We start from the raw sequence: 25,961 nt of genomic DNA on the forward strand, positions 1-25,961 counted from the left end.
GTTTATATTGCATTTAATATATTTTTTTTTATTTTTTTAAACTCATTTTAATATTTAATAACATAAAAAATTATAATAATTTTAAATTTACTATCAAAATAGATTGTATTTTAAATAAAACATTTTTAAGTTGAAAAGTTTCTTGGGGATAATAATTTAAATATTGGTGGGAACTTATACTGGTTATAATACTGAATAAAGTTATTAATCATGTTTATAATTTCTTTTGGTAACAAACAATTGTTGAATCATTTTGAAGTTTTAAATTTTTAAGCTGCCCTAAGAAATATATAAAAGGGAATTATGGATGAGACCTAGATTTATTGGATTAACAACATTAGACTGGATTTTTTTGTTTAAGTTGTAGGGTATTTGATTGATGTTGTTGATAATTAATTTGATTACTGTTTGGTTAGCAATTTGAAAAATTACAATTTCTCAATTATATAAATCCATAATTGCCAATAAATAAAGGTTATTTGTTAAATAGGTGATATCGGTATTAATAATTTTTGATAAAGTTAATTGTTAATGTTAATTTAAATAAAAATCTTATCTAATTTTAATAATTTTTTTTTAATTGACCTAAAACAGTTATCAAACTGTTTGAACTTTCCAATAAACTAATGAAGATTTACATTACATTTTTCTTGAAAATTTTGAATTTAATCTAGTAATTAATTGAATCCAATAAAGATGTAGAAATAAAATTAAACAAACAAATAACTAATTTTATGCAAATCATTATTACCAAATTATTTATTATTTTTATAATAATAACTCTTTAAAATGTTTTGTCAATGATAATGGATAAAATTGAAAATATTTATATGTTTTTTTGATAAAAATTTCAAATAAATTGCATAAAAATATAAATAATATTTTTTTATAATTTAAAAATAAAAAAAAAATCACTAAAAGTGATTTCGAATATAAAGATAAAAAAAATAAAATATTATTTATATTTTTATGATGAATGTTTGATAGTAATTTTTTTAATTTTTGTTACGTTATTATAATTATTTTTTAAGTTTTTTTTAAAATTTTATAACTCAATATTTATCTTTTCATTTATTTCTTCTTTATTTTTAAAAGAAATTTGATTTTTTATTATGTTATTAGTTATTTTTTAGCTTTTTTATTACATCATAAAATTCTTAATTAATAATATAAAAAATTTTTTAAATAATTAACGTTGATTTTGTTTTTTATTTAACTTTGTAGAATGTAAAAAATTATGTTTATCATAACTAATTGGATAACAACCATTTTTAATTCTAATAAATAAAAAACATTCAATCTTGGTTAATTTCATAATAAAAATATTCAATTCGTTAGAATAAAATTTATCAAAACAATCTTAAAATACAATGCATTGGTGTTTTTTATTTTGAAAATTGTATAAAGGGTTTAAATATAAAAAAAATTATTAAACAAATTGAAAATAATTATTAATTTTTTGATTAACAAAATGAATTAATTAAATTTTTTAATTTAATTTTTATTTTGCATTTTTATTTTATTAATTTATATAAAAAATTTATTTTATTTTTTTTATTTTTGGTAACGAAAAAAATTGGGTTACTGCACACTCTAGTTGTCTCACAATGTAAAAAAATATTTTCAATATTTAATTTATTTTTATTAATTTATTCAAAATATATTTATATCATAAATTCAAATTTAAAAAAATGAAATTTAAATTTATGATATAATTTATATTAAATAAATAGTTATATTTTTTTTGAAAATTGTGTTATTTAAAAAATATTAATTTTTTTCGATAAAATTACATTTATATTATTTTAAATTGAATTATTTCAGGAGAATTTTAAAAGAATGAAAGTAGGAATTGTAGGATTACCTAATGTTGGAAAATCTACCTTATTTAATGCTTTAACTAAAATGTCCGCATTAGAAGCTAATTATCCTTTTGCAACTATTGAACCCAATACAGGAGTTGTTAATGTATTTGATTATAGATTACATTCATTAGCTAAGATTTTTAATTCAAAAAAAATTATTTTTACTACTATTGAGTTTATAGATATTGCAGGTTTAGTTGAGGGTGCTTCCAAGGGGGAAGGGTTGGGCAATCAATTTTTAAATCATATTAGAAATGTAGATGCTATTTGTCACATTGTTAAATGTTTTGATAATGATAATATTTTGCACGTTAGAGAAAAAATTGATCCTATTAAAGAAATTGATATTATTAATACTGAATTAGTTTTAGCGGATTTAGAACAAATAGAAAAGCGTTTATTAAAGATTAAAAAAAAAGGTGAAAAATTAAAAAATAAAGATATTTTATTAGAAATAGATTTATTATACAAAATTAAAAAATTTATAGAAAAAGGACAAAAAATTAATGATTCACTTTTTAATTTGGAAGAAAATAAAATAATTAAAAATTTTAATTTATTATCTTTTAAACCTATGCTTTATTTAGCTAATATTGAAGAAAATAATTTACAACATTTTCAAAATAGTGATTTATTTAAAAAAGTTTTATTTTATACTCAAAAAGAAAAAAGAAAATTAGTTCCTATTTGTGTTAAATTTGAAAAAGAACTTTCTTTATTAAACCAAGAGGAACAAGATTATTTTTTAAAAATTTATAACTTGAAACAATCTTCTCTTCAAACAGTTATTCAACAAAGTTATGATTTATTAAAATTAAAAACTTATTTAACAGCTGGACCACAAGAAATAAAAGCTTGGTCTTTTATAAAAGGTATGACTGCTCCCGAATGCGCTAATATTATTCACACTGATTTCAAGAGAGGTTTTATTAAAGCTGAAGTTATTTCTTATAAAGAATTAATTAAATATGAAACATTTCAAAATGCCAAAAATAAAGGTAAAGTTCGATTAGAAGGTAAGGAATATATAGTTCAAGATGGTGATATAATTACTTTTCATTTTAATGTTTGATTAATTTTAAAATGTTTGAAAAATAAATTTAAGGAAATTATTTTACTATGGATTATAAAAAAACTTTATTATTACCAAAAACAGATTTTCCTATGAGAGGGAATTTAGGTATTAATGAAATTAACATTCAAAAAAAATGGGAACAAATTAATTTATATTCGAAAGTTTTAGAAAAAAATAAAAATAATAATAATTTTTGTTTACATGATGGTCCTCCTTATGCTAATGGTAATATTCATATAGGACATGCTTTAAATAAGATTTTAAAAGATTTTATTTTACGTTTTAAAACTATGAATGGATATAAAACAGTTTATATTCCAGGTTGGGATACGCATGGCCTTCCTATTGAAATTGCTGTTTCTAAAAAAATTAACAAAAACGATTACTCTAAGGCAGATTTTATACAAGAATGTAAAAATTTTGCTATACATTATATTGAAAAACAAAAAAAACAGTTTAAAAGATTAGGTATTTTAGGTGAATGGCAAAACCCTTATGTAACTTTAGATAATGTTTATGTATCTGAACAGATTAAATTTTTTGGTGAAATGGTAAAAAATAATTTAATTTTTAAAGATTTTAAACCTGTTTATTATTCGCCAACCCTAGAATCTGTTTTATCTGAGGCCGAAATTGAGTATTATGATGTACAATCTATTTCTATTTTTGTATCTTTTAAAATATTTTTAAATTTTAAAGATAGTGATCAAAAATTTTGGCAACATTCTGAGTTATTAATTTGGACTACAACTCCTTGGACATTGCCTGCTAATGTAGCTGTAGCTGTTAATCCTCAGGCTGATTATAATTTAATTAAAATAGATAATAAAAAATATTTAGTAGGAGTAAAAAATTTAAATTATTTAAAAAAAATTTTTAATTGGAATGATAATATCGAAATAATAAAAATTTTTAAAGGAATTGAATTAGAAAATTTACAATATCAAAATCCCACTGTACAAAGATATAGCAAAATTATTTTAGGAGAATATGTCTCAGAAACTGAAGGAACTGGATTAGTTCATATTGCAACCGCTCACGGTCTTGAAGATTATTTAGTTGGTAAAAAATATAATTTACCAATTATTTGTAGTGTTGATGAAAAAGGTTTTATGACTAAAGCAACTGAAAAATATCAAGGTATTTATTATCAAAAAGCTAATTCATTAATTATTGAAGATTTAAAAAAAATAGGTTTATTATTAAAAGAACAAAAAATTTATCATAATTATCCTCATGATGGCCGTACTAAAAAACCAGTAATTTTTTTAGCTATTCAACAATGGTTTATTTCCATTGAAAAAATTAAAAAAAAATTATTATCTGAAATTAAAAAAGTTCATTGGTTTCCTAGTTGGGGTGAAATGAAAATGCATAATATGATTGCAGAACGTAAAGATTGGGCAATCAGTAGACAAAGAGTTTGGGGTGTACCCATTCCTATTTTTTATGATGAAAATAATATTCCTATTTTAGATATTGATGTAATTAATCACGTAGCTTCTTTGTTTTCAAAATATGGTTCAGAAATTTGGTACAAATGGGGAATAAAAGATTTATTACCTGAAGAATATGTTAAAAATCAAAAATTCATTCATTTATTTACTAAAGAAACTGATATTATGGATGTTTGGTTTGATTCGGGTTCTTCTTTTAATATTTTAAAACTTAAAAATCAAAATTTTCCAGCAGATATTTATTTAGAAGGAGCAGATCAATATAGAGGATGGTTTAATTCTTCTTTAATTATTTCTACAGCTGTTTATAATCATTCTCCTTACAAACAAGTTATTACTCACGGATTTGTTTTAGATGGTAAAGGTCAAAAAATGAGTAAATCTTTAGGAAATATAATTGACCCTTTAAAAATTATTCAAAAAAAAGGTGCAGATATTTTAAGGTTATGGATTGCTACCACTAATTATAATATTGATGTTCGAGTGGATGAAAATATTTTGAAACAAACAGAAGAAATATATCGCAAAATAAGAAATACTTTTCGTTTTATGTTGGGTAATTTAAATAATTTTATTCCTGAAAAACATTATTTAACTTTTTATGAAAGAAAACCAATTCATCAAGTTATTATTATTAAATTTAATAAAATTTTAGAAGCAAGTTTAGAAGCTTATGAAAAATTTCAATTTGAAAAAGCAGTTCGTTATATTCATGTTTTTTTGAATAATGAAATTAGCGCTTTTTATCTTGATTTTGCTAAGGATATTTTATATATTGAAAAAGAAAATAATTTAGAAAGAAGAATGATACAATCAACTATTTATGATGTTTTGCTAGATAATTTAAAAATTTTGACACCAATTATTCCTCATACCACATCAGAAGCTTATCAATCTTTATCTTTTTTACAAAAAAAAGAAGATATTTATTTAGAATTAATGCCAAAAATTAAAAAATTTAAAAATATCAATAATATTGAAAAATCTTATGAAATTTTTTGTTCTTTAAAAGAAATGGTTTTTAAACACTTGGAAAAATCAATAAAAGGTAAGATTATTAATAATTCATTACAAGCAAAATTATTATTAGAATTAACAGATGAATATTTATTAGCTTTAAAAATATTAAAAATTGAAAATAATTTGCATCAATTGTTTATAGTTTCACAAATTAATATTAAACCTTCATTATATGATGTTAATATTCAAGTTTCTAAAGCTTTAGGAAATATATGTCCTAGATGTTGGAATATTATATATGATAAAAAAAACATTGATGATTTATGTATTCGTTGTTATGAAAATGTTAATGATAAATTATATTAGAAAGTTGAAAATATAAATTCAAAATAAAAGATTTTAAAATTATTTTAATTACTATGATTTGTTGTTGTTTTTTTGGTTATTTTAGTGTTTGTTTTTTTGGCCCCCAATATAAATGTGTTATTTATACTTCTGGTATTTATGGAGTTTCTGATGCAGTTTCTAGATTTTTTATTAAAATAGGATTTTTACAAGAAAACAATAAAGATTATTTTGCTTCTTTTCTTTATATATTGGTAAATTTTTTATTGTTTTTATTCATAGCTTTTCCAAAATTAGATAAAAATTTTAATATTAATTCTATTTTTTCTATTGTTTTTCTTTCTCTTTTTGTTTCTTTTTTTTCTTTTCATATTGTAAAGAACCCAAACAATGAAGGTTTTTTTGCTCAAAGTAAAAATTTTTTTGGTATTTTTGATACAGAATCAATAGAACTTAAAAAAAATATTCTAAGAGCTTTTTTATCGGGAATTTTAATTTCTATTTGTTTAATTATTCCTATTAAAATTGGTAGTTCTACAGGTGGTATAGATATTATAGCTAAATATTTATTTATTTATAAAAATAAAGATATTAGTTTAGTTATTATTATTTTTAATTATAGTATTTCGTTTTTTTTTGTTTTAATAAATTTTTTTTTAAATCCATCAGAAAATTTTAATATAAATAGTATTTTATTAAGTAATTTAAAAATGATTTCTTTTTCTATTACTACTTATTTTTTAAATCCTAGTAATAAAAAAATTTTTATAAAAAAATAAAATTATATATTTTTTTTATATTATTTATTAGTTAATTATTGTAAATTATTCAAAAAGTAAGGAATTTTAATGATTTCATCTCCGCTTAATTTGACAATTGTTAATCAAAAATTTTTTTTAGAAAAAAAAATTAAATTTTTAGTTCAACAAAGTAAAAAAAAAAATATTCATTGTATTTTTTATAATTCAGAACAAAATAATTTATATAATTTAGAACAAGAATTGAAGACAACTAATTTTTTTTCTACTAAAAAAATAATTATTATAAAAAAAAGTAATTTGTTATTTGAATCAATTACTATAAAAAATAATTTTTTGTTTAATTATTTTAAAAATCCACGTTTGGATGTAATACTTTATTTTTTTAGTAAAAATTTTAATTTTAGTTTAGATATAAAAAATATTTTAAATAAATATTTTAAAATTAATGAAATTCCTATTTTACAAAAAAAAGATTTTTTTATTTATGTTAAGAAAAAATTGAAAAAAAAAGGATTAGATATTTCTGATAAAATTATTATTAGTTTGATTGAAAAAACTAATTATAATTTATTTTTTTTAGAAGAAGAAATTAAAAAAATTCAAATTTATAGTTATTATGAACCCAAAATTAATAAAAATATTTTAGAAAATTTGGTTTTTTCTGATTTTGAATATTATATTTTTAAATTAATTAATTATTTTTTAAATAATAAAATATCATCTGCACATAATATATTAAAATATTTAATACAAAATAAAGAAGATGTTTATTATATTATTAATCAAATGTTTATTAAATTAAAACAATTAATTATAGTTCAAGATTTATTATTAAAAAAACATAATCAATCGCAAATTTCCTCTATTTTAAATTTTTCTCCAGGAAAGGTTTATTTTTTAATAAAAGAAACTTATTTATTTTCAATTAATCAAATCACTCATTTATTTATGAATTTATTAGAATTAAAATATTTAATTAAAACTAATCAGATAGATTCTAATATAGGGTTGGAGATTTTTATGATTAATATTTGTTTCAATCGAAGTGTTCCAAAACCTTAGATTTTTTTAAAATTAAATAATTTAACTATTTAGATCGATATTTATATCGATCTTTTTTTGTTTTAAAAAGTCTAAAAAAATGCAACACTTCGAATTTTGTTATCTGAAGTTAAATGACAACAAGTTGGGTTTTGGCCTTGATGGATGGAACAAGGAAAACGATATTTGGGGTTAAAGTTTGGTGGTATTATATTTAATTTTTTTAATAAAACTGACATAGGGAAATAGGTTTGGATGTGTTTTATTTTATCTTGAAAATTCATTGATGAAGCTCCTTAATTTATTGTATTATTGTTGTTTATAAACAAAAAAAGCCACTTTTGAAAGTGGCTGGGGGAAAATGGGTATAAAAAAGACCTTCAAATTGAAGGTCTTAATTTGTTTTATTTAATTGTTTTAGTTTTTTTATCATGACAAGATAAACAAACGTCTCTTTTTGGTTTTTTTAATTTAAACATTTCTTTGCAATCTTTACATTGGGAATAATTCTGAACAGGACAATGACACATAAATAAAGATACTTTAACTTGTTTTTCTGTTTTTTTATTAATAATTTCAAATTCCCATTCATAATTATTTTTTTGATTAAAATTTTTTATAACTTTATCTCTTTTTTGTTTTGAAAACCATTCATTTATATTATCGCGAATTTTTAGAACATTATCATTTCTTGCTTCAACAAGTGCTTCCTTATACTCGTAAAAGGTTTTTTTCTTTAATTGTTTTATAAGATGTTTATTACGAAAAAGAATTATCGCAAGCTCATCATCGTTTGTACGATGGGAAGTATAAGTGATAAGTTGATAAAACGCTTCAATAATTATTGAAGCGTTTGTCCATATCTTGCATTCAATATAAAGACTTTTTTTATGATGAATGGGTATACAAATATCTGGATATCCTTCGTTCATCAGAGGTTCAGCGAATAAATATGTATTTTTAAATTCTTCTGAAGTTTGAAAAAAATTATTTAATCCTACAGCAAGAATACTTCTAAAACCACGCTCTATCAAAAAAGTAAAATCTAAACTAAATTTTTCAACATTGTAACAAATATTTGAAATGTTTTGTTTTATTAAATTAATTTTATCTTTTAAAAAAATCATTTATCTTAATATATCCTTATTCGTTTAGAAAAAAATCTGGAAAAGTATTTTGAAACATTTCATCTAAATTTTTTGGTTGTGTAAAAAGCTCGTTTTTCGAAAAAAATTCTAATAAAAGATCATCAGAAATTGTATTATTTTTTGTTTTAGGCCAATAATAATAAAAAGTATAATCCCAAGGGGGTTGGTTGTGAGAAATTTCAGATAATTGAACAGCATTCATGTTTTTAGTTTTTTCTAAGATATTATTAATTACTTCAGCGCGTTCTTTATCAATTTTAGACATATTACCACCTTCAAGGGGTTTTGTTATTATTTTTTCATAATAATTTCTTAAAATATGAAATAATTGTCCAAAAACAGGTCCATATTTCCAAGCTTTAGGTTTTTCAAAAATTAATCTTTTTGTTTTGGATGTTTGATTTTGTATTAAATAACTTATATAGGAATAATAAATAATTTTATGTAACTTCATATGGGTTAAATTATTATTTGGAAGTTTTTTTGATTTTGTAATAATATAATTAGCAACGTCAAAAACGTTAATTTGGTTATCTTTATTTTCCATAATTAATTCCTTTTTTTTAAAATTATTTTGTATATTCGTATTATAACATTTATCTTTTAAAAATGCAGTGGACCAGCAAAATTGAACTACTAAAAAACACAAAAATAAAAAAAATCGTTTATTAAATTTAATTGAATGATAACTAAAAAAAATATTTTGTCAAATTTTTTACTAAAACGAACTGAATTATTTTTTAGAAAGTTATTTACCCTTTCGAGAATTTTTAAATTTAATTTCTTATTTGTTATTAAACCAGAAAAAAAAATAAAAGTCAAATTAATTGATTTTTTTAAAAAAATTTAAAAAATTTAAAAAAAAGAAAGAAAGAAAAAGAACCAAAAAGAAAGAAAGAAAAAAAATTATTTGTACATTAAGTTATATACATTAATTATTATTTTTTATATTTTTTTTAAAGATGTAGATGTTGATGTAGTTTTGGTTTTTAAATGTAGTTTTTTAGGTTTTTAAATAAAATTTTTTCCAAATATAAAATTAAAATATTAAAATAATTTTTTAAAATTTAAAAAAATAATTAAATTACTTGACAAGATTTTTAAAAAAAGTTAAAATATCATCTAAAAGATAAAAACTACATCAACATCTACATCTTTAAAAAAAATATAAAAAATAATAATTAATGTATATAACTTAATGTACAAATAATTTTTTTTCTTTCTTTCTTTTTGGTTCTTTTTCTTTCTTTCTTTTTTTTAAATTTTTTAAATTTTTTTAAAAAAATCAATTAATTTGACTTTTATTTTTTTTTCTGGTTTAATAACAAATAAGAAATTAAATTTAAAAATTCTCGAAAGGGTAAATAACTTTCTAAAAAATAATTCAGTTCGTTTTAGTAAAAAATTTGACAAAATATTTTTTTTAGTTATCATTCAATTAAATTTAATAAACGATTTTTTTTATTTTTGTGTTTTTTAGTAGTTCAATTTTGCTGGTCCACTGCATATCCAACTCCGCCAGATACAAAGGTTGTTAAACCATCATCAGCGAGTCCTAAAAGTGAACCGGAAATGCCAATTATCCCTACGAATATTAATCCACCACCAATTATTCCGGTTCATAATTCGGAATTGGTAAAACCTCAAACTACTACTAAAATTCCTATTTCGTCGTCGCAATCTGCTGAAATTACTGCTTATTGTGCCGATACAAATTCGGCGGTGACTTCATTATCACCAACATTTAACGCTGATGCCATTAAAATTATTAATGAGATTAAAACGAGTTATCAAAATAAAAAAAACGAATATTTAAGCAATCAAACCAAAGACGACCCAACATTAAAAGAATATCAAAAAATGGAAGATGAATTACAAAATCAAATTACTCCAATTAATCCTCAAATTGAAAAAATTAAACCTCGAATAACTGCATTAGATAAAGATATTGCAGATAAAATAAAAGCCATCGAGCAAAGTAGAATTCATAAAGGATATCGTGACCCTAAAACTGAAAAATTACAAACTGAACACTACGACTTAATTGAGAAAAAAGAACTAGCTGAAAAAGAAATTGGCAGATTAGAAGTAAAAGAAAAATCATTACTTGAACAAATAAGAATAGTTCAACGATATAAAAAATCACACGAAGAACAATTCGCGGATTCCGATGCTAGTGATAAACAACGTCTCGACGAACACATTCCCGAACAAATCAACAAACATTTTGACATTCAAAAATAAACTTAATTAAATTTAGCGGTTATTCCACAAGCAATTCATATTCATTATTATAACCAAGTATTTTTAAACCGCATTAGCAGTTTAAAAATATCTTTATTTTAATATTAAAACTTTAACTTTATTAATTCAAAAATAAATTAAAAAGGAGGAAAAAATGCGTTTTAAATTAAAAGTTTGGCTGTTATTATTTGGTACGCTGATTTTAATTGTTGTTGGCGTGATTATTTTTCAATCGTATCCAACTTCACCAGATACAAAAGTTGTTAAACCATCATCAGTGAGTCCTAAAAGTGAACCGGAAATGCCAATTATCCCTACAAATATTAATCCACCACCAATTATTCCGGTTCGTAATTCGGAATTGGTAAAATCTAAAGCTACCACTAAAATTCCTATTTCGCTATCACAATCTACTGACATTACTGCTTATTGTACCGATGCAAATTCGGTGGTGACTTCATTATCACCAACATTTAATGCTGACGTCATTAAAATTATTAATGAGATTAAAGCGAGTTATCAAGGTTTAATTAATGATATTTCAAATGATAAAACCAAACAAAACCAAGAATTAAATAAATTTCAAACACAAATTACCGATTTACAAAACCAAATTACTCCAATTAATTCTCAAATTGAAAAAAATAAACCTCGAATAACCGCATTAGATAAAGATATTTATATTAAAAGAGAAGCCATCGAACAAAGTAAAATTCATAATGGATTTAGTAGTCCTAAAACTGGACAATTACGCGATGAAGTAATAAAATTAATGCGTGATAAAGAACTAGCTGAAAAAGAAATTAGTGGATTAAGAAAAAAAGAAAATTTATTACTCGAACAAATACAATTAAATCAAGAATATGAAAAAAAATTTAAAGAACGATACGCAAGTCTTGATGAAAGTGATAAACAACTTCTCGACGAACACATTTCCCGACAAATTAACAAACATTTCAACATTCAAAAATAAACCTTAATTAAATTTATCGGTTATTCCGCAAGCAATTCATATTCATCATTATAACCAAGTATTTTTAAACCGCATTAGCAGTTTAAAAATATCTTTATCATGATTTAAAATTCGCTTCCCGAGCGGAATCGAAAGAATCGATTGTTAAGCATTATTAATCATTAATTATCATCTTTAACCTAATTGTTTTTTAATGATGATGGTTTACTGTTGACTCTCAACAGCCTAAACCAACAACCTTCTTGTAGGCATGCTTTTCGAGTACTGTTTGAAATACAATCCCAAACAAAAAAAGTACCGAAACCAAAGCATGCTTTCAAGCACTGGTTTAAACACCGCCCAATTAAATTATCAACTAACCCAACACCATTAAATGGTGTTTTTTTTATTTTTAAATTAAAAAAAGAAAAGGAATTTCAAAATGGAAAATAAAAATCAATTCAATATTTTTGATATTGGAAAATATCTTTTAGAAAATTGTCGTAAAAAATATGGTACCGGTATTACTCAATTACAAAAATTATTATATTATGCGCAAGCTGAATATTTAGTTTGTTATAATCAACCATTATTTTTAGAAGAAATACATGCATGGGATTTTGGGCCAATAGTACCGTCAGTTTATTTTGAATTTATCAGATATCTTGCTGAAAGCAAAGATATTTTTAAATATAAATGTAGTAAACACCCTTTACCTAGTAAAGTTATTAAAATATTAAATTTGGTACTTGAAAAAAATGGTAATAAAGATTCACGAACTTTAACTGCCCAAACTCGCAACGAAGCACCGTGGAAAACTACATATTATCCTAATAAAAAAATATCAATTGCCATTATTTCAACTGCAAAAATTTATAATTTTTTTAAAAATAATTCACTAAAACATTTAAAATAATAATAAAATTTTTCTAAAAGTTTTTTAACCAACACCATTAAATGGTGTTTTTTTTATTTTTATTTTTAAAAATAACATTCAAAAAACAAAAGAAAAATATTAAAATGTCAAAACAAATTAAAAAAATATTAAAACAATTTGCTACATTAAACGAATCAGTTGTATTATTAACTCAAATATACTATAATTCTAATATTAAAAATAGTTATAAAAAAGGAAGAAATGATGGAAAATAAACACAAATTAACTCATTTTTATATCAAAAACAATTCTATTATAGAATTAAAAGACAAATTATCGATTTCAGAAATTTTAAAAAATGATGATGAATATTTACAATTATTTAAAAATAATAAATTCGAATTAGATACTATTATAAAACAATCAGCTAAAACAGCTAGAATAATTAATATTCAATTAAGACCATTAGAAGTTCAATATAGACCTATTTTAATTTCTATTTTATTAATTTGCTTAAAAAATACCAAGTTTAAAGAAGAGTTTGATAATCAAAAAAACAATCGATATTCTTATGATTCTAAATTAAAAGCAAACCAAAGAAAAATAGAATATGAATGTGCTTATGACAGTTTATTACAAGACATTAATATTGCTATAACAAATGTTTTACTAAATCAAAACATTAATGATGAAAAAATTAAATATTTACACGAACAAATGTGTTTAATTAAATCCTTATTAGGAGATAATGGTTTAGAAATAATTAAAGATGTTTTAGAAGAATTGAAAACAAACATTTATCATCTATTAGACAGCAAAAATAAATATAGTTATGATATTATTGGTAATTTTTATGAGGTTTTTTTAAAATATGCTGGTGTAACTAATGTCAAAAACGGCATTGTTTTAACACCTAGACATATTACTGAATTATTTACTAAATTAATTGATATTAGTAGTACTGATGTGGTTTTAGATCCCTGTTGTGGCACTGGCGGGTTTTTAATTGCGGGCATGAATTCTATTATCGATAAATTAGATAATAAAAATGAAAAAGAAATTAATAAAATAAAACAAAATCAAATTATCGGTTTCGATAAAGACCCTACTATGTATACTTTATCAATTTCTAATATGTTATTTCGTGGTGACGGGAAATCACAAATTTATAATTTAGATTTTTTCAGTGAGGAAGTTGATAAAAAAATCAAAGAGGGAACAAAAAAACCGACCATTGGATTTATTAATCCACCTTATGCTGGAAAAAGCACACCAATAAACCCTACTAAAAAAGAAATTGAGTTTTTAGAAAAACTGTTAAAGTTGGTTGATGGTCGTGTTGTGATGATTGCACCTTTAAGTACTTACATAAATGACAATCCAATCAGAAATAGAATTTTAAAAAAACATACTTTGGAAAAAATAATTCAAATGCCAAAAAAAATATTTGAACCTAATGCTTCTACGCATACAGCAATTTCTATTTTTAAAACTAACATCCCTCACAACAATAAAGAAGTTGATTTTTATAACCTAGAAGATGATGGTTTAGTTTTATTTAAAAACAAAGGTAGAGTTGACCGTTTTCACAAATGGGGTGATATTGAAAAAGATTTTTTAAATAAATTTCATTCCAAATATTACGATGGTTATAATTATTTAAAACACCAAATTAAAGAAAATGATGAATGGATTTCATTTGCATATGTTAAAACCAATTATAATCACTTAACCGAAAAAGATTTTTTGTTAACTATTAAAAAATATGTTATTTTTCAAATAAAAAAAGATTTAGGAATTTTAAATAAAAATTTCGATGAAATTACTTTGTTAGAAAAACTTAACCAAAAAATTGTTTTCACACCAAAAAAATCGAACATAACGAAAAATTCTTATTTTGACATATTTAAAAATTGTAAAAGTTTTCAAATTAAAGATTTGTTTAAAGTTAAAGGAACCAAAACAACATCTAAAGAAGAAATAGAAGAATATGAAAAAGGTGAATATGCATATATTTCTACTAGAGCGACTAACAACGGAGTTAACGGATTTTATTCTTTTTATTCGGAAGAAGGAAATGTTTTGACTGTTGATTCAGCGGTGATAGGTTCGTGTTTTTATCAAGAAAATAAATTTACAGCTACAGACCATGTCGAACAATTAAAACCAAATTTTAAATTAAATAAATATATTGCTATGTTTTTAACCACTATTATTAACCAAGAGCAATTTCGATATTCTTATGGTAGAGGCTTCAATCAAAAACGTATCAAAAAGACAATTATTAAATTGCCGACAAATAAAGCAGGAACACCAGATTGGGAATTGATGGAAAATTATATTAAAACTTTACCTTATAGTAAAAACTTATAATATTTATTATAGAAACAATATATTACCCTTTATAATGAAAAAATAAACACTAAAGATAGTAAACAAACAAAAAAAACAAAAAAATTAAAAAATAATCTTTAAAACTTTTTGATAAATGATAATTCATTTTAAATATTCTTTTTCATTTATACACTTTTATTGAATTATTAATTAAATTGAATATTTAAATTAAAACAAAAATAAATTACAAAAAATAAATTATAAGTTCTAGATTCTCTTAATGAGAGTCTTTTTTTTATTTTTAAATTCAAATTAAAACCAAAAATTAAACCCTAAGGAGGTGAAAATTAAATGTATCAGTTTTTAAAACATTTTATTATTCAATTAACGCTCGAATTTTTAATAGTTATTAGTTTAATTAATCTTGCTGTTGGAGTTCATGCTGCTTATGGTGCTTTTAAGAAAACTCGGTTGCTCTCGTTTTCACATGCACACTACCGAAACTATTAGTTTTACGGATCCTCATGTATATACTTATCAATATTGGTTACCCCATCAACCCCGCATGCTAGAGTTCACCATTTTAAAATTTTAGATTCCACAGATGTGGATCAAATATTAGCTTTATTTGGTATTCGTGGTGTTAATTGTAACGGATATTCACCTGGATTTAATCGGTTTAATGAAAGCACATTGAATTGGTATTTTAAAAATCCCGATCGATATTTAAAACATGCTTATTTTAAACCGCGTTTTAATCCTTATCAACTTAAATATCCTTATGCTGATTATCAATACACTTTAGATGATATGTTAAGTTATCAAAACGCACCATTTATCGAGGAAGCATTTATTTTTTGGGACGCAAATAAAACTTTACCGAACGAACAGGTTAATTATCATTTAGTTCCGATTACGATTGCTGGGGAGACTAATCAAACCACAATTCGCGAACAGATTAATAATTATTTATTAAATAATCGTATAATTAGTACTACTAAAGTTATTAATCTCAATAGTTATAATATGAGTGTTGATTGTGGATTGGTTTTACCTTTACCAGCCGGCACCTATCAAAATCAAGCTATTACTGCGGTTTATTTTGACGGCGGTATTCGAATTATCGAAAATCCTTCCAAATATTCACTCGCCGATTTATTAAAATTAACGAATGGTGCCAACAATGTTTATTTATTTACGATTAAAACTCCTCAAAAAATCAACATCATTAACCATCATGTTGCCAACATGGAAGAAATTGTTTCATTAATGCAATCTAATTATAATATTAAAATAGATGGTGTTGATATTATTCCAAGTTTTAATATTCCTATGGAAAATTGTTTATATTATTATTTTAAAAATCCCGATTCAAATCTTTTAGGAGCTTATTTTGAAGCTTATCCTAATAAATCTTATCCATATGCCGATGATACATATACTTTACAAGATATGTTGCAAAAACACGATACCATTAAAACCGCTCACGTATTTTGGTTTGATAAGGAAAAAGCTGCAAAAACCAAATACAACAAGGACTTAAAACAATACGAAATCGATCTCCAAAATTGGAAAGATCAACGTATATTTAAAGCTGGAAATGTATATCGTATTGGAGAAATTAGAGCAATTTTAGGAAATAATAATCGTCTTCTTTATTGTTTAGACAGAGGAAAAATTAAAAATATTACTGATCCACGTGGTGGTATAGGTGGCAAATGATATATTTATCCTCTAACTCATGATGACGAATATCGATTGTATTATAAACATATAGCTGGATATTTTGATAGTAATTGGTATTTTGGTATATATAATAACGAAGTACCAAAATATTTTGTTTCTCAAAATAATGGCAATAGTAATTTACTTTGTATAGGTTCAATTTTATATCCAGATAGTATTAAGTTTGAAACTGATGTTAGTCTTTTTAAACCACCAACTAAACCAACTTTAGAATCATTCCAAACTGAATTTGAAAAAAAAATTGATGCTGATATTTTAAGTGGAAAACTTTTATGCTAACTTAACTAAAAGACTATATTAACTGTAGTCTTTTTTTTATTTAAAAATCACTTAAAGGACGAAGTGTTTCATGCTATAATAAAGTTAATAATGATATTTTTTATTTTTTAATTATAATTTTTTTATATTAATAAAAATATTTGTAAATTATTAATTTTATAATTTTAATTTTAAAAATTAATTTTTAAATAATTTAAATTTTTAATATTTTTATAATATTATTGTTTATAAATTTTACATAGAAAGTTTTTCGGATGAATCAAAATTATAAAAAAATTAACTTAAACTATTGGTTTTTTTTTAATTTATTATTTTTATTATTTTTTTATTTTATTATTACAAAATATTATTTTTTTTCAACAATAATAAAAGATTATGAAAAAGAAAATTATATAGATAAAAATTATTTAAGTTTTAATCAACAAAAATCTGATAAATTAGAAACTATAAAAAAAGATTTATTAAGTATTGATAAGTATCCTTTAAGTTTAATTTTTAGTAAAAAAAAATTAGAATCTAATGATAAAATAGAAAAATTTGAATATTATTTAATTTCATTAGATATAATTAATGATAAAAATTTTAAAGAAATAACATCTCGTTTAAATAATTTTGGAATTTATATTTATTCTTTTATTTCTCAAGAAAAATATAACTGTTTTGATTTAAAAAAAAAAACTTATGAAAAAGGTGATACATTATATTCTTTTTCCAAAGATAATTTTTTAAAAAATGTTTTTTATAAAGAAGGAGTAATTAGTTCTTTAAATAATGATGATGAACATGATTCGGAATTTATTTTTTATGTTTATACAAAAGGTAAAGAAAATAAATTTTTTTTTAATGAAAAAGGTGAGTTTGTGGGATTTAAAAAAAAATTTATTAAAGAAAAAGATAATCAACATTTTAAATTTTTAAATTTAGTTTTTAATGTAGATTTCATTTTGGCTTTATTGCCTCAAGAATTAATTTTAAATATTAATAAATCAACAGATATTAAAAATAAAATAAATACTAATTTAAATAATTCTTTTATGAATAAAAAAGATTTTTTTTTATCTAAAGAACAGGATTTATCTAAAATTACTGTGGCTGTTAACTCTATTAATAGTATAGAAGATGATGATAAAATCAGTGTACTAGGATCTGGTATTATTTTTAAATATCACAAAATAAAAGATACAGAATATGAATATTATGTTTTAACAAATCGACATGTTATTATTGATATGGATAACGAAAATGAACAAAATGTTAAAAATAAAATTTTTCATATTCAAAATAAATTTTTTTCTCCTGAAATAAAAGCTAATGTACATTTTTATATTGATAATAATCACGAATATGATGATTTAGCAGTTTTAAAGTTTAGATATCAAAATAATTCTTTAGAAATATTAACTGATATTAATAAAATTATCGATAATCTTGATTTTGATAAAAATTTATCCAATGATTTTTACATAGGAAATTCTGTTTATGTTCTTTGTTCACAAATACAAAAAATAAAAACAATTTATTTTGAAGATGAATATAAAACTTTTTTTAATTTATTTAAAAAAGGGGTTATTTCGACTTTTTTTGAAAAGGAGATTATTTTTGATGTAATTATAGAACCCGGCAATAGCGGAAGTCCTCTTTTTGATTATAAAGGTTCTTTAATTGGGATTAATAAATCTTCTAGTAAACCGAATAATTTATCACAATCTATTAATATAAATTATATTAAACCAAAAATCAAAAATATTATGGATTTAAAATCTTATAATAATGATAAAATAGCATTTTTAAATCCTAAAGATCCTGATATTATTTTAGATACTAAAAAAAAAATTATTAATTTTCGCAATAATATATTTAATAATATTGAAGAAAAATTGTTGATTTCTTTAGAAAATATTATTTCAGCTAATATCAAAGAGTTGATTTTACCTCAATGTAATAATATTTTGAATCATAATAATTTAGTTCAATTTACTATTCAAGGTTTTAATGAATCATCTAATTTGATAGAATATGATCCAAAAATAGAACAATTAAATATTTTTTTTGATAGTAAAAATAAAGAAGAATTTAAATATAAAATTATTATAGAAAAAACTAATTTTACAAATTCATTTATTTCGAGAAATACATATATTTTTTCATTAAATGATAATTCTGAGGATAAGGTATTTTTTATTTTAGAAAATAAATTTAATAAAAATAATTCGAATTTATTTACAAATATTAAAAATGATATTGTTGAAAATACACATTTGCAAGAAATTTATCAACAAAAAATAAGTCAAAATATTATTAATAGTTTTGTTTTATTTGATAATTATGATGATAATATAGGTATTATTATTGACAAAAAGAAAATAAGTACATTAAATCAAGAAAATTATTTTGTTTATTCTATTTTAACTAAAAAATATATTAATTCTGAATATGAGAGAAAATTACAACAAGTTAAATATTTTTTATCTTCAAAATTAAAATTAAAATTAAAAATTAATAATGATTTTTTTGAAGAAGTAGGTTATATGGATAGTTATTTTTTTACTCCGGACAAAAACAATCTTTTAGGTTTAATTAAATTTAATTCTAAAAATAACTATTGCAATGTTTCTGTTAATGATAATGAATTTATGTTGGGCGAAAATATATATGTAGTTAATAATTTTGATGATAAAAATTTTTCTTCATATTTAATAAAAAGTAATTTATCTTTTTATAATTTGAATGATAATGTTGAAAAAAATAATGTTATTGTTATGGATTTGCCTTTTGACCAGCCTAAAATGAAAAATTTTTTTGAAAAGAAATTAAATAATTTTTGTTTTTTTTTTGATCATAAAGGGAGATTAATTAGCATCAATAATGATTTAGATTTTTTATCTTATGAATTGTCTTTTTTTACAAAAGTTAATGTTTCATTCAAAAATATGATTTTGAAATTTCAACAAAATAAAATATTTAAACAATATTTTTTTTTGTTGCTATATTTATTTTTAACTTCGTTAGTTTTTTATTTACAAAAGAATTATTTATGTATTATTTTGTTTTCACGATTTGATAAAATAATTTTTAAAAATATTTATTTTTTATATAATAAATGTTATAATTATAGTGATTAGTAAAGAAGGAGGTGAAATATATGATGAATGTTTCGCCCAAAAAAAATTTTTTAATAATTAATTTGTTTAAAATTTTATTTATATTTATTTTATTTTGTTTTTTATTATCTCCAATTGATATTAAAGCTAAAAGTTTTAAAGATCAAGAATGTTTAAAAATTACAGATCCATTTATTAAAATTAAGCAAGATGAAAATAATAATTTTAAATATCAACAAGAAAATATAAATAAAGTTACAGAATTTAAAGAAGTAAATAAATCATCAAACACAACGCCAATCATTAATTTAGATGTAAAAGTTAAAAAATCAATAATTGATTTAATTAATAATTTAACAGATAAATTAATAGATGTTGTTGGGGAAAAATCTTTTATATTTGGATATGTTATAAAAGCATTTAAACCTATTATTTTATTTCTAGTTAATAATTTAATGACACAATTATTATAGTTATACATATAAAATAATAAATATTACGTTATTTAATTTGTTTTAATTAATTATATATAATAAAAAAATGGCTACTTAAAAAGTAGTCATTTTTTTATTATATTTTTTTTATAAATTTAATGATTCCTATTTTAATCATCATGATTAAAGTAATATTAATAATAATTAAAGTAGCAAAAAAATAAAAATAATTTTTTGTTGATTTATTACTGATTTTTTTATCGTTTTTGTAAAAATATTTTTTTTTTATATTTAATATTTTTTTATTTTTGTTTGATACTTGAATATTTTTATTATTGATTACTTGTTCTAATATTTGTGCTAATTTAAGTGTTTTTTGATCTATTTTTAATGACGGTATCTTTTTTTGTTTTATAACATATTCTAATTCTTTTATTTGATTTTGAATTAATTTTTTTTGATAGGAAGAAAATTCATTTTCAAATAATTTTAAATATTTACGACTATTTTCAATATTTAGAATAGCTGTATTTTTAGCTTCTTCAATTTCTTGAAATAATAATATTTCTTGGTCAAAAATCCATAAATGATTAATTTTAAGTTTAATTTTAGAAATATTTGATGTTTCTAATATATTTTTTAAATTTTGAATTAAAATATTAGCTTTTTGTTTTTCGTCTTTAGTTATTTCATTACTTTTTATTTTTTTTTCAATTTTATTAATTATTTCTTGTGCTTCTGTTTTCGTTTCTTCTATTTTATTTTCTAAAATTTTTTCATAAATATTATTAAAATTTATAAAATTAAATTTTAATTCTATTAAATTATCCTCTTTATAATTTTTTTCTAATAATTCTTTTATTTCAAAATTTAATTTTATTGTTATATTTTTTAATGTATACAATTCTGAAGTATTTAAAAATACATGTATTTTTTCTATTTGATTCCAATTTTTAAGAAATATTTGATTTATTTCGGTTTTTAATTTATTGGAAAAAATATTAATATTTTTTTCATATTTGGATAAAAATATTTGTAATTTATTTTTTAAATATTGAATTTCTTTTTGAATTTTTTGCCATATTTTATTGTTATTAAAGTAATGATTGGATAATTTTTTTTTATTATTCCAAATTATTATTTTTTCTTTGTTATTGTTATCTTCTGAATAATTTTTATAATTTTTTTCTTTTTTATTATAAAAATATTCGATAAAAAAACAAAAAATTAAATAAAAAGTAATAAAATAATATTTTAAAATTTTTGTGCCTCCTTTTTTAATAATAATAATTAAAATTTAATATTGGAATATTTATAAGTATTATGAATAAATTTATATTTAAGGTATAATATTCATATGCAAGAGAAAATGAAATTAATTTTATCAATTGTTTCTTATGAAAACGCTAGTGAAATTCAAAATAATTTAATTAAAAAAAATTTTTTTATTACTAGATTAGCCACTAAAGGAGGTTTTTTGAAAGAAAATAATTCTACTTTTGTTATAGGAGCAAAAGAAAGCCAAGTAGAACAAATATTAAAAATAATAAAGGATTATTCTAAAAAGAAAACTCAAATGATCCCAAATAATATTATAAACCAATTTGGTGCTTATTATAATTTATCTAACGAAATTACTACAGGTGGTTCGATTACTTTTGTTTTAGATATTGAACAATTTGTTAAATTATAACTATAGTTAAAAATTAATTTGAAAAAAATGAAAGGCTTTAAACATGGCATTAAGCAAAGAACAAAAAAAAATAATTATAGAAAAACATCAACGCTTTAAAGGAGATACTGGTTCAACTGAAGTTCAAATAGCTCTTTTAGATGAAGATATTAAAAATAGTAATCATTTAAAAGAACATCCTCATGATTATCATTCAAAAAGAGGTTTGTTTATAAAAAGTAGAAAAAAACAAAAATTATTGAAATATTTAAAATCATAAAAATAAAAATTTTTATCATCATTATTATTAAAAAAATAATTTAAAAAACAAATAATTAAAATTTAAAATATTTATATTTAATAAAACGATTAAATTTTGATTTATTTGTTTTTTATTATTTATTTAACTTAATAAAATTTTACTTTTTGAAATAATTTTAATTATATCCATAATTAAATGCTGTATTTTTTTATTATTTTATATGTCATAATTATATATATTTTTAATAAATATTTTTAAATAATGAAATTATTTATTAAAAGAAATTGTATATTTAAATTAAAAATTTTAAAAATAAAATAAAATTATATGATTTGAAATATAATTAGAATTTATTCTTTAATGAATTAAAAGGATTTTAATGAATTTTTATGATTATCAAAAAACCTAAAGGTACATACGATTTATTATTTGATGAAATATCACAATGGCAAGAATTAGAAAAAAAAGTTAAATTTTTTTTTGAAAATTATAATTATCTAGAAATTAGAACTCCCATAATAGAATACAACGAAATTTTTAATCGAACAGCAACACATTCTGATATGGTTAACAAAGAAATTTATAATTTTTATGATAAAAAAGGTAGACTTATTGCTTTAAGGCCAGAAGGTACAGCAGGTGTTGTTCGTAGTTATATTGAAAATAAATTAGACTTTAACGAAAATTTAAATAAATTTTATTATTTAGGTTCTTTTTTTCGTTACGAAAGACCACAAAAAGGTCGCTATCGTCAATTTCATCAAATAGGGGTTGAAGTTTTAGGCGATAATACTCCTTTTTTAGATTTAGAAGTTATTGCGACGGTTTCAGAAATGTTAATTTTTTTAGGATTAAAGGATTTTAAAATTATTATTAATACTTTGGGTGATGAAAGTTCTTATAAAAAATATATTAAAGTTTTTAATGATTATATTAAAAAACAAGATATTTTTTTATGTTCTTTATGTAAAGAAAGATTAAAAAAAAATTCTTTAAGAATTTTAGATTGTAAAACTTGTGCACAAAAAAATTTTTTAAAATCAGTACCATTAATTACGGATTATTTAAATGATTTTTCCAAACAACGTTTTGATTCTGTAATTAAAGGTTTAAAATTTATGAAAATTAATTTTCAAATTTGCCCTCATTTAGTAAGAGGTTTGGATTATTATAATCATACTGTTTTTGAAATTATTTTAAATTCAGATTCTATCGGAAAACGAAATAGTTTAGGTGGAGGAGGATGTTATGATCGATTAGTTGAAATTTTAGGTGGTCATAAAACTTCAGGAATTGGTTTTGCTTTAGGAACTGAACGTTTAATTTCGGTTTTAAAAAAATACGATTTATTAGAATATTCTAATAATAATCAAATAGATGTTTATTTTTTATTTTTAGATTCTAAATTATTTTTTAAATCTTTATTTTTAGTAAATCAATTAAGAAATGCCGGTATTAAAACTGAAATTAATTATCGTTTTTTACCTTTTTTAAAACAATTAAAAAAAGCTTTAAAATATAATCCTAAATACTTTGTGATTTTAGGTGAAAAAGAAGATAAAAATAATGAAATTTCTATAAAAAATACTATTAATCAAAATCAAAAAAAATTATCTCAATTAGAAATGATTAAATTTTTAAAAAAGGAACTTGATTTATGAATATTAAATATACTCATAATAATAATGATTTAAATTTACAACATATAGGAGAACAAGTTTATTTAAAAGGTTGGATATCAAATAAAAGAAATTTAGGCAAAATGATTTTTTTAGATTTAAGAGATTTTACAGGTAATGTTCAATTAATTGTTAAATCTGATCATTTGCAGTATCAACAAATTTTATGTTTAAAAATAGAAACTGTTGTTGAAGTAAAAGGTTTAGTAATAGAACGTATTAATAAAAATAAAAAATCAATTACAAACGATATTGAGGTTTTAATATCTGAATTATTTATATTATCTCCGGCCAAAACTTTACCTTTTAGTATTAATTCAACTTCTATTGAATCTTTAGAAGAAATAAGATTAAAATATCGTTATTTAGATTTAAGAAGAAATGAAATGAAATTATTTTTAATAACTAGACATAATATTACTCAAATTATTCGTCAAAATCTTTTAGTTAATGATTTTTTAGAACTAGAAACTCCTTTATTATCAAAATCAACTCCAGAAGGTGCGCGAGATTATTTAGTGCCATCTAGACTTTATGCTGGTAAATTTTATGCTTTACCTCAATCTCCTCAAATTTTTAAACAATTATATATGATATCCGGTTTTGAAAGATATTTTCAAATAGCACGTTGTTTTCGTGATGAAGATTTAAGATCTGACAGGCAACCTGAATTTACACAAATAGATATTGAAACATCTTTTTTAACCAAAAAAAATATTATGCATTTGATTGAAAATATAATGATTGATTTGTTTCAAAAAATTTGGTATAAAAATTTATCTTCACCTTTTTTAACATTAACTTATGAAAAAGCTATAAATACTTATGGTACCGATAAACCAGATTTACGATTTGAACTTCCTATTGAAAATATTACTCATTATTTAAAACAAGAATTTATACAAAAAAATATTTTTAATTCAGAAATTAGAGGCATTAAAGTTAAAAAAAATTTTTCAAAAATAAATTTAACAAATAAAATAATAAATAAATATAAATCATTGTTAAAAGAAAAATATAATTTAAATTTAGTTACATTAAAAAAAGAAAATCAGGTTATTAAAGGTTTTTTAAGTCAACATATCAATGATAATAGTTTTTTGAAGGAAGATGAAATTTTTTTTTCTTTTAATGATTATTCACAAGATCAATTATATATTAATAAAGCTTTAGGTTTTGTTAGAAATCAATTGGCTCAAGATTTAAATTTAATTGATTATAATAGAGAATCACTATTATGGATTACAGATTTTCCATTATTTGAGTTTGATGTTAAAACTAATAGATATTACAGTACTCATCATCCCTTTACTGCTCCTAAAGATATATCAATTTTCAAAAAAAACCCGATTAAATCTTTTGCACAATCTTATGATTTAGTATGGAATGGTTATGAAATTGGTGGCGGATCTTTAAGAATTAATGATTATAGTATTCAACAATTAATGTTTAAAACTTTAGGTTTTACCGAAGTAGAAATTGAAAAAAAATTTGGTTTTTTTATAGAGTCTTTAAAATATGGAACTCCACCTCATGGTGGTATTGCTTTAGGATTAGATCGTTTATCTATGTTATTTAATAAAACTAATAATATTAGAAATGTTATTGGTTTTCCTAAGACTCAAAGTGCTAAAGATTTAATGTTAGAAACTCCTGATTCTGTAGAACAAGAACAATTAAAAATTTTAAATTTAAATTATTAATTTTTTTAATTACTTTTATTAAAAGG

21 protein-coding genes are annotated in these 25,961 nt (G+C 20.9%); 17 read left to right on the forward strand and 4 right to left on the reverse strand.

Annotated features, from left to right (window positions below):
- Positions 1-1,189: 1,189 nt before the first annotated feature.
- Positions 1,190-1,315 (reverse strand): hypothetical protein, encoded by a 126-nt coding sequence (locus ATP_RS02925; protein ID WP_269445974.1) that lies wholly within the window; start codon positions 1,313-1,315, stop codon positions 1,190-1,192.
- A gap of 524 nt (positions 1,316-1,839) precedes the next feature.
- Here ATP_RS02925 and ychF point away from each other — a divergent pair.
- The 4 genes from ychF to holA all read left to right on the forward strand — a co-directional run bounded on the left by ychF (position 1,840) and on the right by holA (position 7,525).
- A complete protein-coding gene (ychF, locus tag ATP_RS01370; RefSeq protein ID WP_012504400.1) occupies positions 1,840-2,937 on the forward strand; it encodes a redox-regulated ATPase YchF in 1,098 nt (365 codons plus the stop codon).
- Between the two features lie 47 nt (positions 2,938-2,984).
- The gene (ileS, locus tag ATP_RS01375) at positions 2,985-5,723 is read left to right on the forward strand and encodes an isoleucine--tRNA ligase (protein WP_012504401.1); all 2,739 of its coding nucleotides are present in this window, start codon (positions 2,985-2,987) and stop codon (positions 5,721-5,723) included.
- Positions 5,724-5,776: 53 nt separating this feature from the next.
- A complete protein-coding gene (locus ATP_RS01380) occupies positions 5,777-6,481 on the forward strand; it encodes a YitT family protein (protein WP_012504402.1) in 705 nt (234 codons plus the stop codon).
- Positions 6,482-6,550: 69 nt separating this feature from the next.
- Positions 6,551-7,525, forward strand: a complete 975-nt coding sequence (gene holA, locus ATP_RS01385; protein WP_012504403.1) for a DNA polymerase III subunit delta — start codon at positions 6,551-6,553, stop codon at positions 7,523-7,525.
- A gap of 383 nt (positions 7,526-7,908) precedes the next feature.
- On the opposite strand, the gene ATP_RS01395 is transcribed toward holA, so the two are convergent.
- Positions 7,909-8,631: a hypothetical protein gene (locus ATP_RS01395; protein ID WP_041186072.1), complete on the reverse strand. Its 723-nt coding sequence runs from the start codon at positions 8,629-8,631 to the stop codon at positions 7,909-7,911.
- Between the two features lie 16 nt (positions 8,632-8,647).
- On the reverse strand, positions 8,648-9,301 hold the full coding sequence (locus ATP_RS01400) for a Panacea domain-containing protein (RefSeq protein WP_012504405.1): 654 nt from the start codon (positions 9,299-9,301) through the stop codon (positions 8,648-8,650).
- A gap of 818 nt (positions 9,302-10,119) precedes the next feature.
- On the opposite strand from ATP_RS01400, the gene ATP_RS01405 reads away from it, so the two are divergent.
- The 9 genes from ATP_RS01405 to ATP_RS01450 all read left to right on the forward strand — a co-directional run bounded on the left by ATP_RS01405 (position 10,120) and on the right by ATP_RS01450 (position 20,658).
- Entirely contained in the window at positions 10,120-10,896 is a 777-nt protein-coding gene (locus tag ATP_RS01405; protein WP_012504406.1) for a hypothetical protein, read from the forward strand.
- Positions 10,897-11,050: 154 nt separating this feature from the next.
- On the forward strand, positions 11,051-11,869 hold the full coding sequence (locus ATP_RS01410) for a hypothetical protein (RefSeq protein WP_012504407.1): 819 nt from the start codon (positions 11,051-11,053) through the stop codon (positions 11,867-11,869).
- A gap of 421 nt (positions 11,870-12,290) precedes the next feature.
- On the forward strand, positions 12,291-12,764 hold the full coding sequence (locus ATP_RS01420) for a Panacea domain-containing protein (RefSeq protein ID WP_012504408.1): 474 nt from the start codon (positions 12,291-12,293) through the stop codon (positions 12,762-12,764).
- A gap of 104 nt (positions 12,765-12,868) precedes the next feature.
- Positions 12,869-13,000 (forward strand): hypothetical protein, encoded by a 132-nt coding sequence (locus ATP_RS02930; protein ID WP_269445975.1) that lies wholly within the window; start codon positions 12,869-12,871, stop codon positions 12,998-13,000.
- The gene (locus ATP_RS01430; RefSeq protein WP_012504410.1) at positions 12,990-15,098 is read left to right on the forward strand and encodes an N-6 DNA methylase; all 2,109 of its coding nucleotides are present in this window, start codon (positions 12,990-12,992) and stop codon (positions 15,096-15,098) included. Before ATP_RS02930 ends, ATP_RS01430 begins: the two co-directional genes overlap by 11 nt.
- Positions 15,099-15,602: 504 nt before the next feature.
- The gene (locus ATP_RS02775; RefSeq protein WP_012504411.1) at positions 15,603-16,781 is read left to right on the forward strand and encodes a hypothetical protein; all 1,179 of its coding nucleotides are present in this window, start codon (positions 15,603-15,605) and stop codon (positions 16,779-16,781) included.
- 36 nt (positions 16,782-16,817) lie between these two features.
- Positions 16,818-17,084, forward strand: a complete 267-nt coding sequence (locus tag ATP_RS01440) for a hypothetical protein (protein ID WP_012504412.1) — start codon at positions 16,818-16,820, stop codon at positions 17,082-17,084.
- 254 nt (positions 17,085-17,338) lie between these two features.
- Complete coding sequence (locus tag ATP_RS01445; RefSeq protein WP_012504413.1) at positions 17,339-20,206, forward strand: S1 family peptidase; 2,868 nt, start codon at positions 17,339-17,341, stop codon at positions 20,204-20,206.
- A 23-nt stretch (positions 20,207-20,229) separates the two neighbouring features.
- Positions 20,230-20,658, forward strand: coding sequence for a hypothetical protein (locus ATP_RS01450; RefSeq protein WP_041186076.1), 429 nt, complete (start codon positions 20,230-20,232; stop codon positions 20,656-20,658).
- Between the two features lie 97 nt (positions 20,659-20,755).
- On the opposite strand, the gene ATP_RS02895 is transcribed toward ATP_RS01450, so the two are convergent.
- Positions 20,756-21,523 (reverse strand): hypothetical protein, encoded by a 768-nt coding sequence (locus ATP_RS02895; protein ID WP_012504415.1) that lies wholly within the window; start codon positions 21,521-21,523, stop codon positions 20,756-20,758.
- A gap of 453 nt (positions 21,524-21,976) precedes the next feature.
- On the opposite strand from ATP_RS02895, the gene ATP_RS01460 reads away from it, so the two are divergent.
- The 4 genes from ATP_RS01460 to aspS all read left to right on the forward strand — a co-directional run bounded on the left by ATP_RS01460 (position 21,977) and on the right by aspS (position 25,935).
- Entirely contained in the window at positions 21,977-22,312 is a 336-nt protein-coding gene (locus tag ATP_RS01460; protein WP_231834340.1) for a cyclic-di-AMP receptor, read from the forward strand.
- Positions 22,313-22,355: 43 nt separating this feature from the next.
- Positions 22,356-22,571, forward strand: coding sequence for a 30S ribosomal protein S15 (gene rpsO / locus ATP_RS01465; protein WP_012504417.1), 216 nt, complete (start codon positions 22,356-22,358; stop codon positions 22,569-22,571).
- A gap of 374 nt (positions 22,572-22,945) precedes the next feature.
- The gene (gene hisS / locus ATP_RS01470) at positions 22,946-24,214 is read left to right on the forward strand and encodes a histidine--tRNA ligase (protein WP_420887221.1); all 1,269 of its coding nucleotides are present in this window, start codon (positions 22,946-22,948) and stop codon (positions 24,212-24,214) included.
- A complete protein-coding gene (aspS, locus tag ATP_RS01475; RefSeq protein ID WP_012504419.1) occupies positions 24,211-25,935 on the forward strand; it encodes an aspartate--tRNA ligase in 1,725 nt (574 codons plus the stop codon). The genes hisS and aspS overlap by 4 nt, the downstream gene beginning before the upstream one ends.
- Positions 25,936-25,961 lie beyond the last annotated feature (26 nt).

The sequence above is a fragment of the Candidatus Phytoplasma mali genome (genome assembly GCF_000026205.1).
In the GTDB taxonomy this organism is placed as follows: Bacteria; Bacillota_I; Bacilli_A; order Acholeplasmatales; family Acholeplasmataceae; genus Phytoplasma; species Phytoplasma mali.

What these genes read in the sequence shown, in the direction of transcription:
- ATP_RS01410 (WP_012504407.1), top strand. Translation starts at nt 11,051, where the DNA reads ATGCGTTTTAAATTAAAAGTTTGGCTGTTATTATTTGGTACGCTGATT.
- holA (WP_012504403.1), top strand. Translation starts at nt 6,551, where the DNA reads ATGATTTCATCTCCGCTTAATTTGACAATTGTTAATCAAAAATTTTTT.
- rpsO (WP_012504417.1), top strand. Translation starts at nt 22,356, where the DNA reads ATGGCATTAAGCAAAGAACAAAAAAAAATAATTATAGAAAAACATCAA.
- ATP_RS01420 (WP_012504408.1), top strand. Translation starts at nt 12,291, where the DNA reads ATGGAAAATAAAAATCAATTCAATATTTTTGATATTGGAAAATATCTT.
- ATP_RS01430 (WP_012504410.1), top strand. Translation starts at nt 12,990, where the DNA reads ATGGAAAATAAACACAAATTAACTCATTTTTATATCAAAAACAATTCT.
- ychF (WP_012504400.1), top strand. Translation starts at nt 1,840, where the DNA reads ATGAAAGTAGGAATTGTAGGATTACCTAATGTTGGAAAATCTACCTTA.
- ATP_RS01395 (WP_041186072.1), bottom strand. Translation starts at nt 8,631, where the DNA reads ATGATTTTTTTAAAAGATAAAATTAATTTAATAAAACAAAACATTTCA.
- ATP_RS02930 (WP_269445975.1), top strand. Translation starts at nt 12,869, where the DNA reads ATGTCAAAACAAATTAAAAAAATATTAAAACAATTTGCTACATTAAAC.
- ATP_RS02925 (WP_269445974.1), bottom strand. Translation starts at nt 1,315, where the DNA reads ATGAAATTAACCAAGATTGAATGTTTTTTATTTATTAGAATTAAAAAT.
- ATP_RS01445 (WP_012504413.1), top strand. Translation starts at nt 17,339, where the DNA reads ATGAATCAAAATTATAAAAAAATTAACTTAAACTATTGGTTTTTTTTT.
- ATP_RS01460 (WP_231834340.1), top strand. Translation starts at nt 21,977, where the DNA reads ATGCAAGAGAAAATGAAATTAATTTTATCAATTGTTTCTTATGAAAAC.
- ATP_RS01380 (WP_012504402.1), top strand. Translation starts at nt 5,777, where the DNA reads ATGATTTGTTGTTGTTTTTTTGGTTATTTTAGTGTTTGTTTTTTTGGC.
- aspS (WP_012504419.1), top strand. Translation starts at nt 24,211, where the DNA reads ATGAATATTAAATATACTCATAATAATAATGATTTAAATTTACAACAT.
- ATP_RS01450 (WP_041186076.1), top strand. Translation starts at nt 20,230, where the DNA reads ATGAATGTTTCGCCCAAAAAAAATTTTTTAATAATTAATTTGTTTAAA.
- ileS (WP_012504401.1), top strand. Translation starts at nt 2,985, where the DNA reads ATGGATTATAAAAAAACTTTATTATTACCAAAAACAGATTTTCCTATG.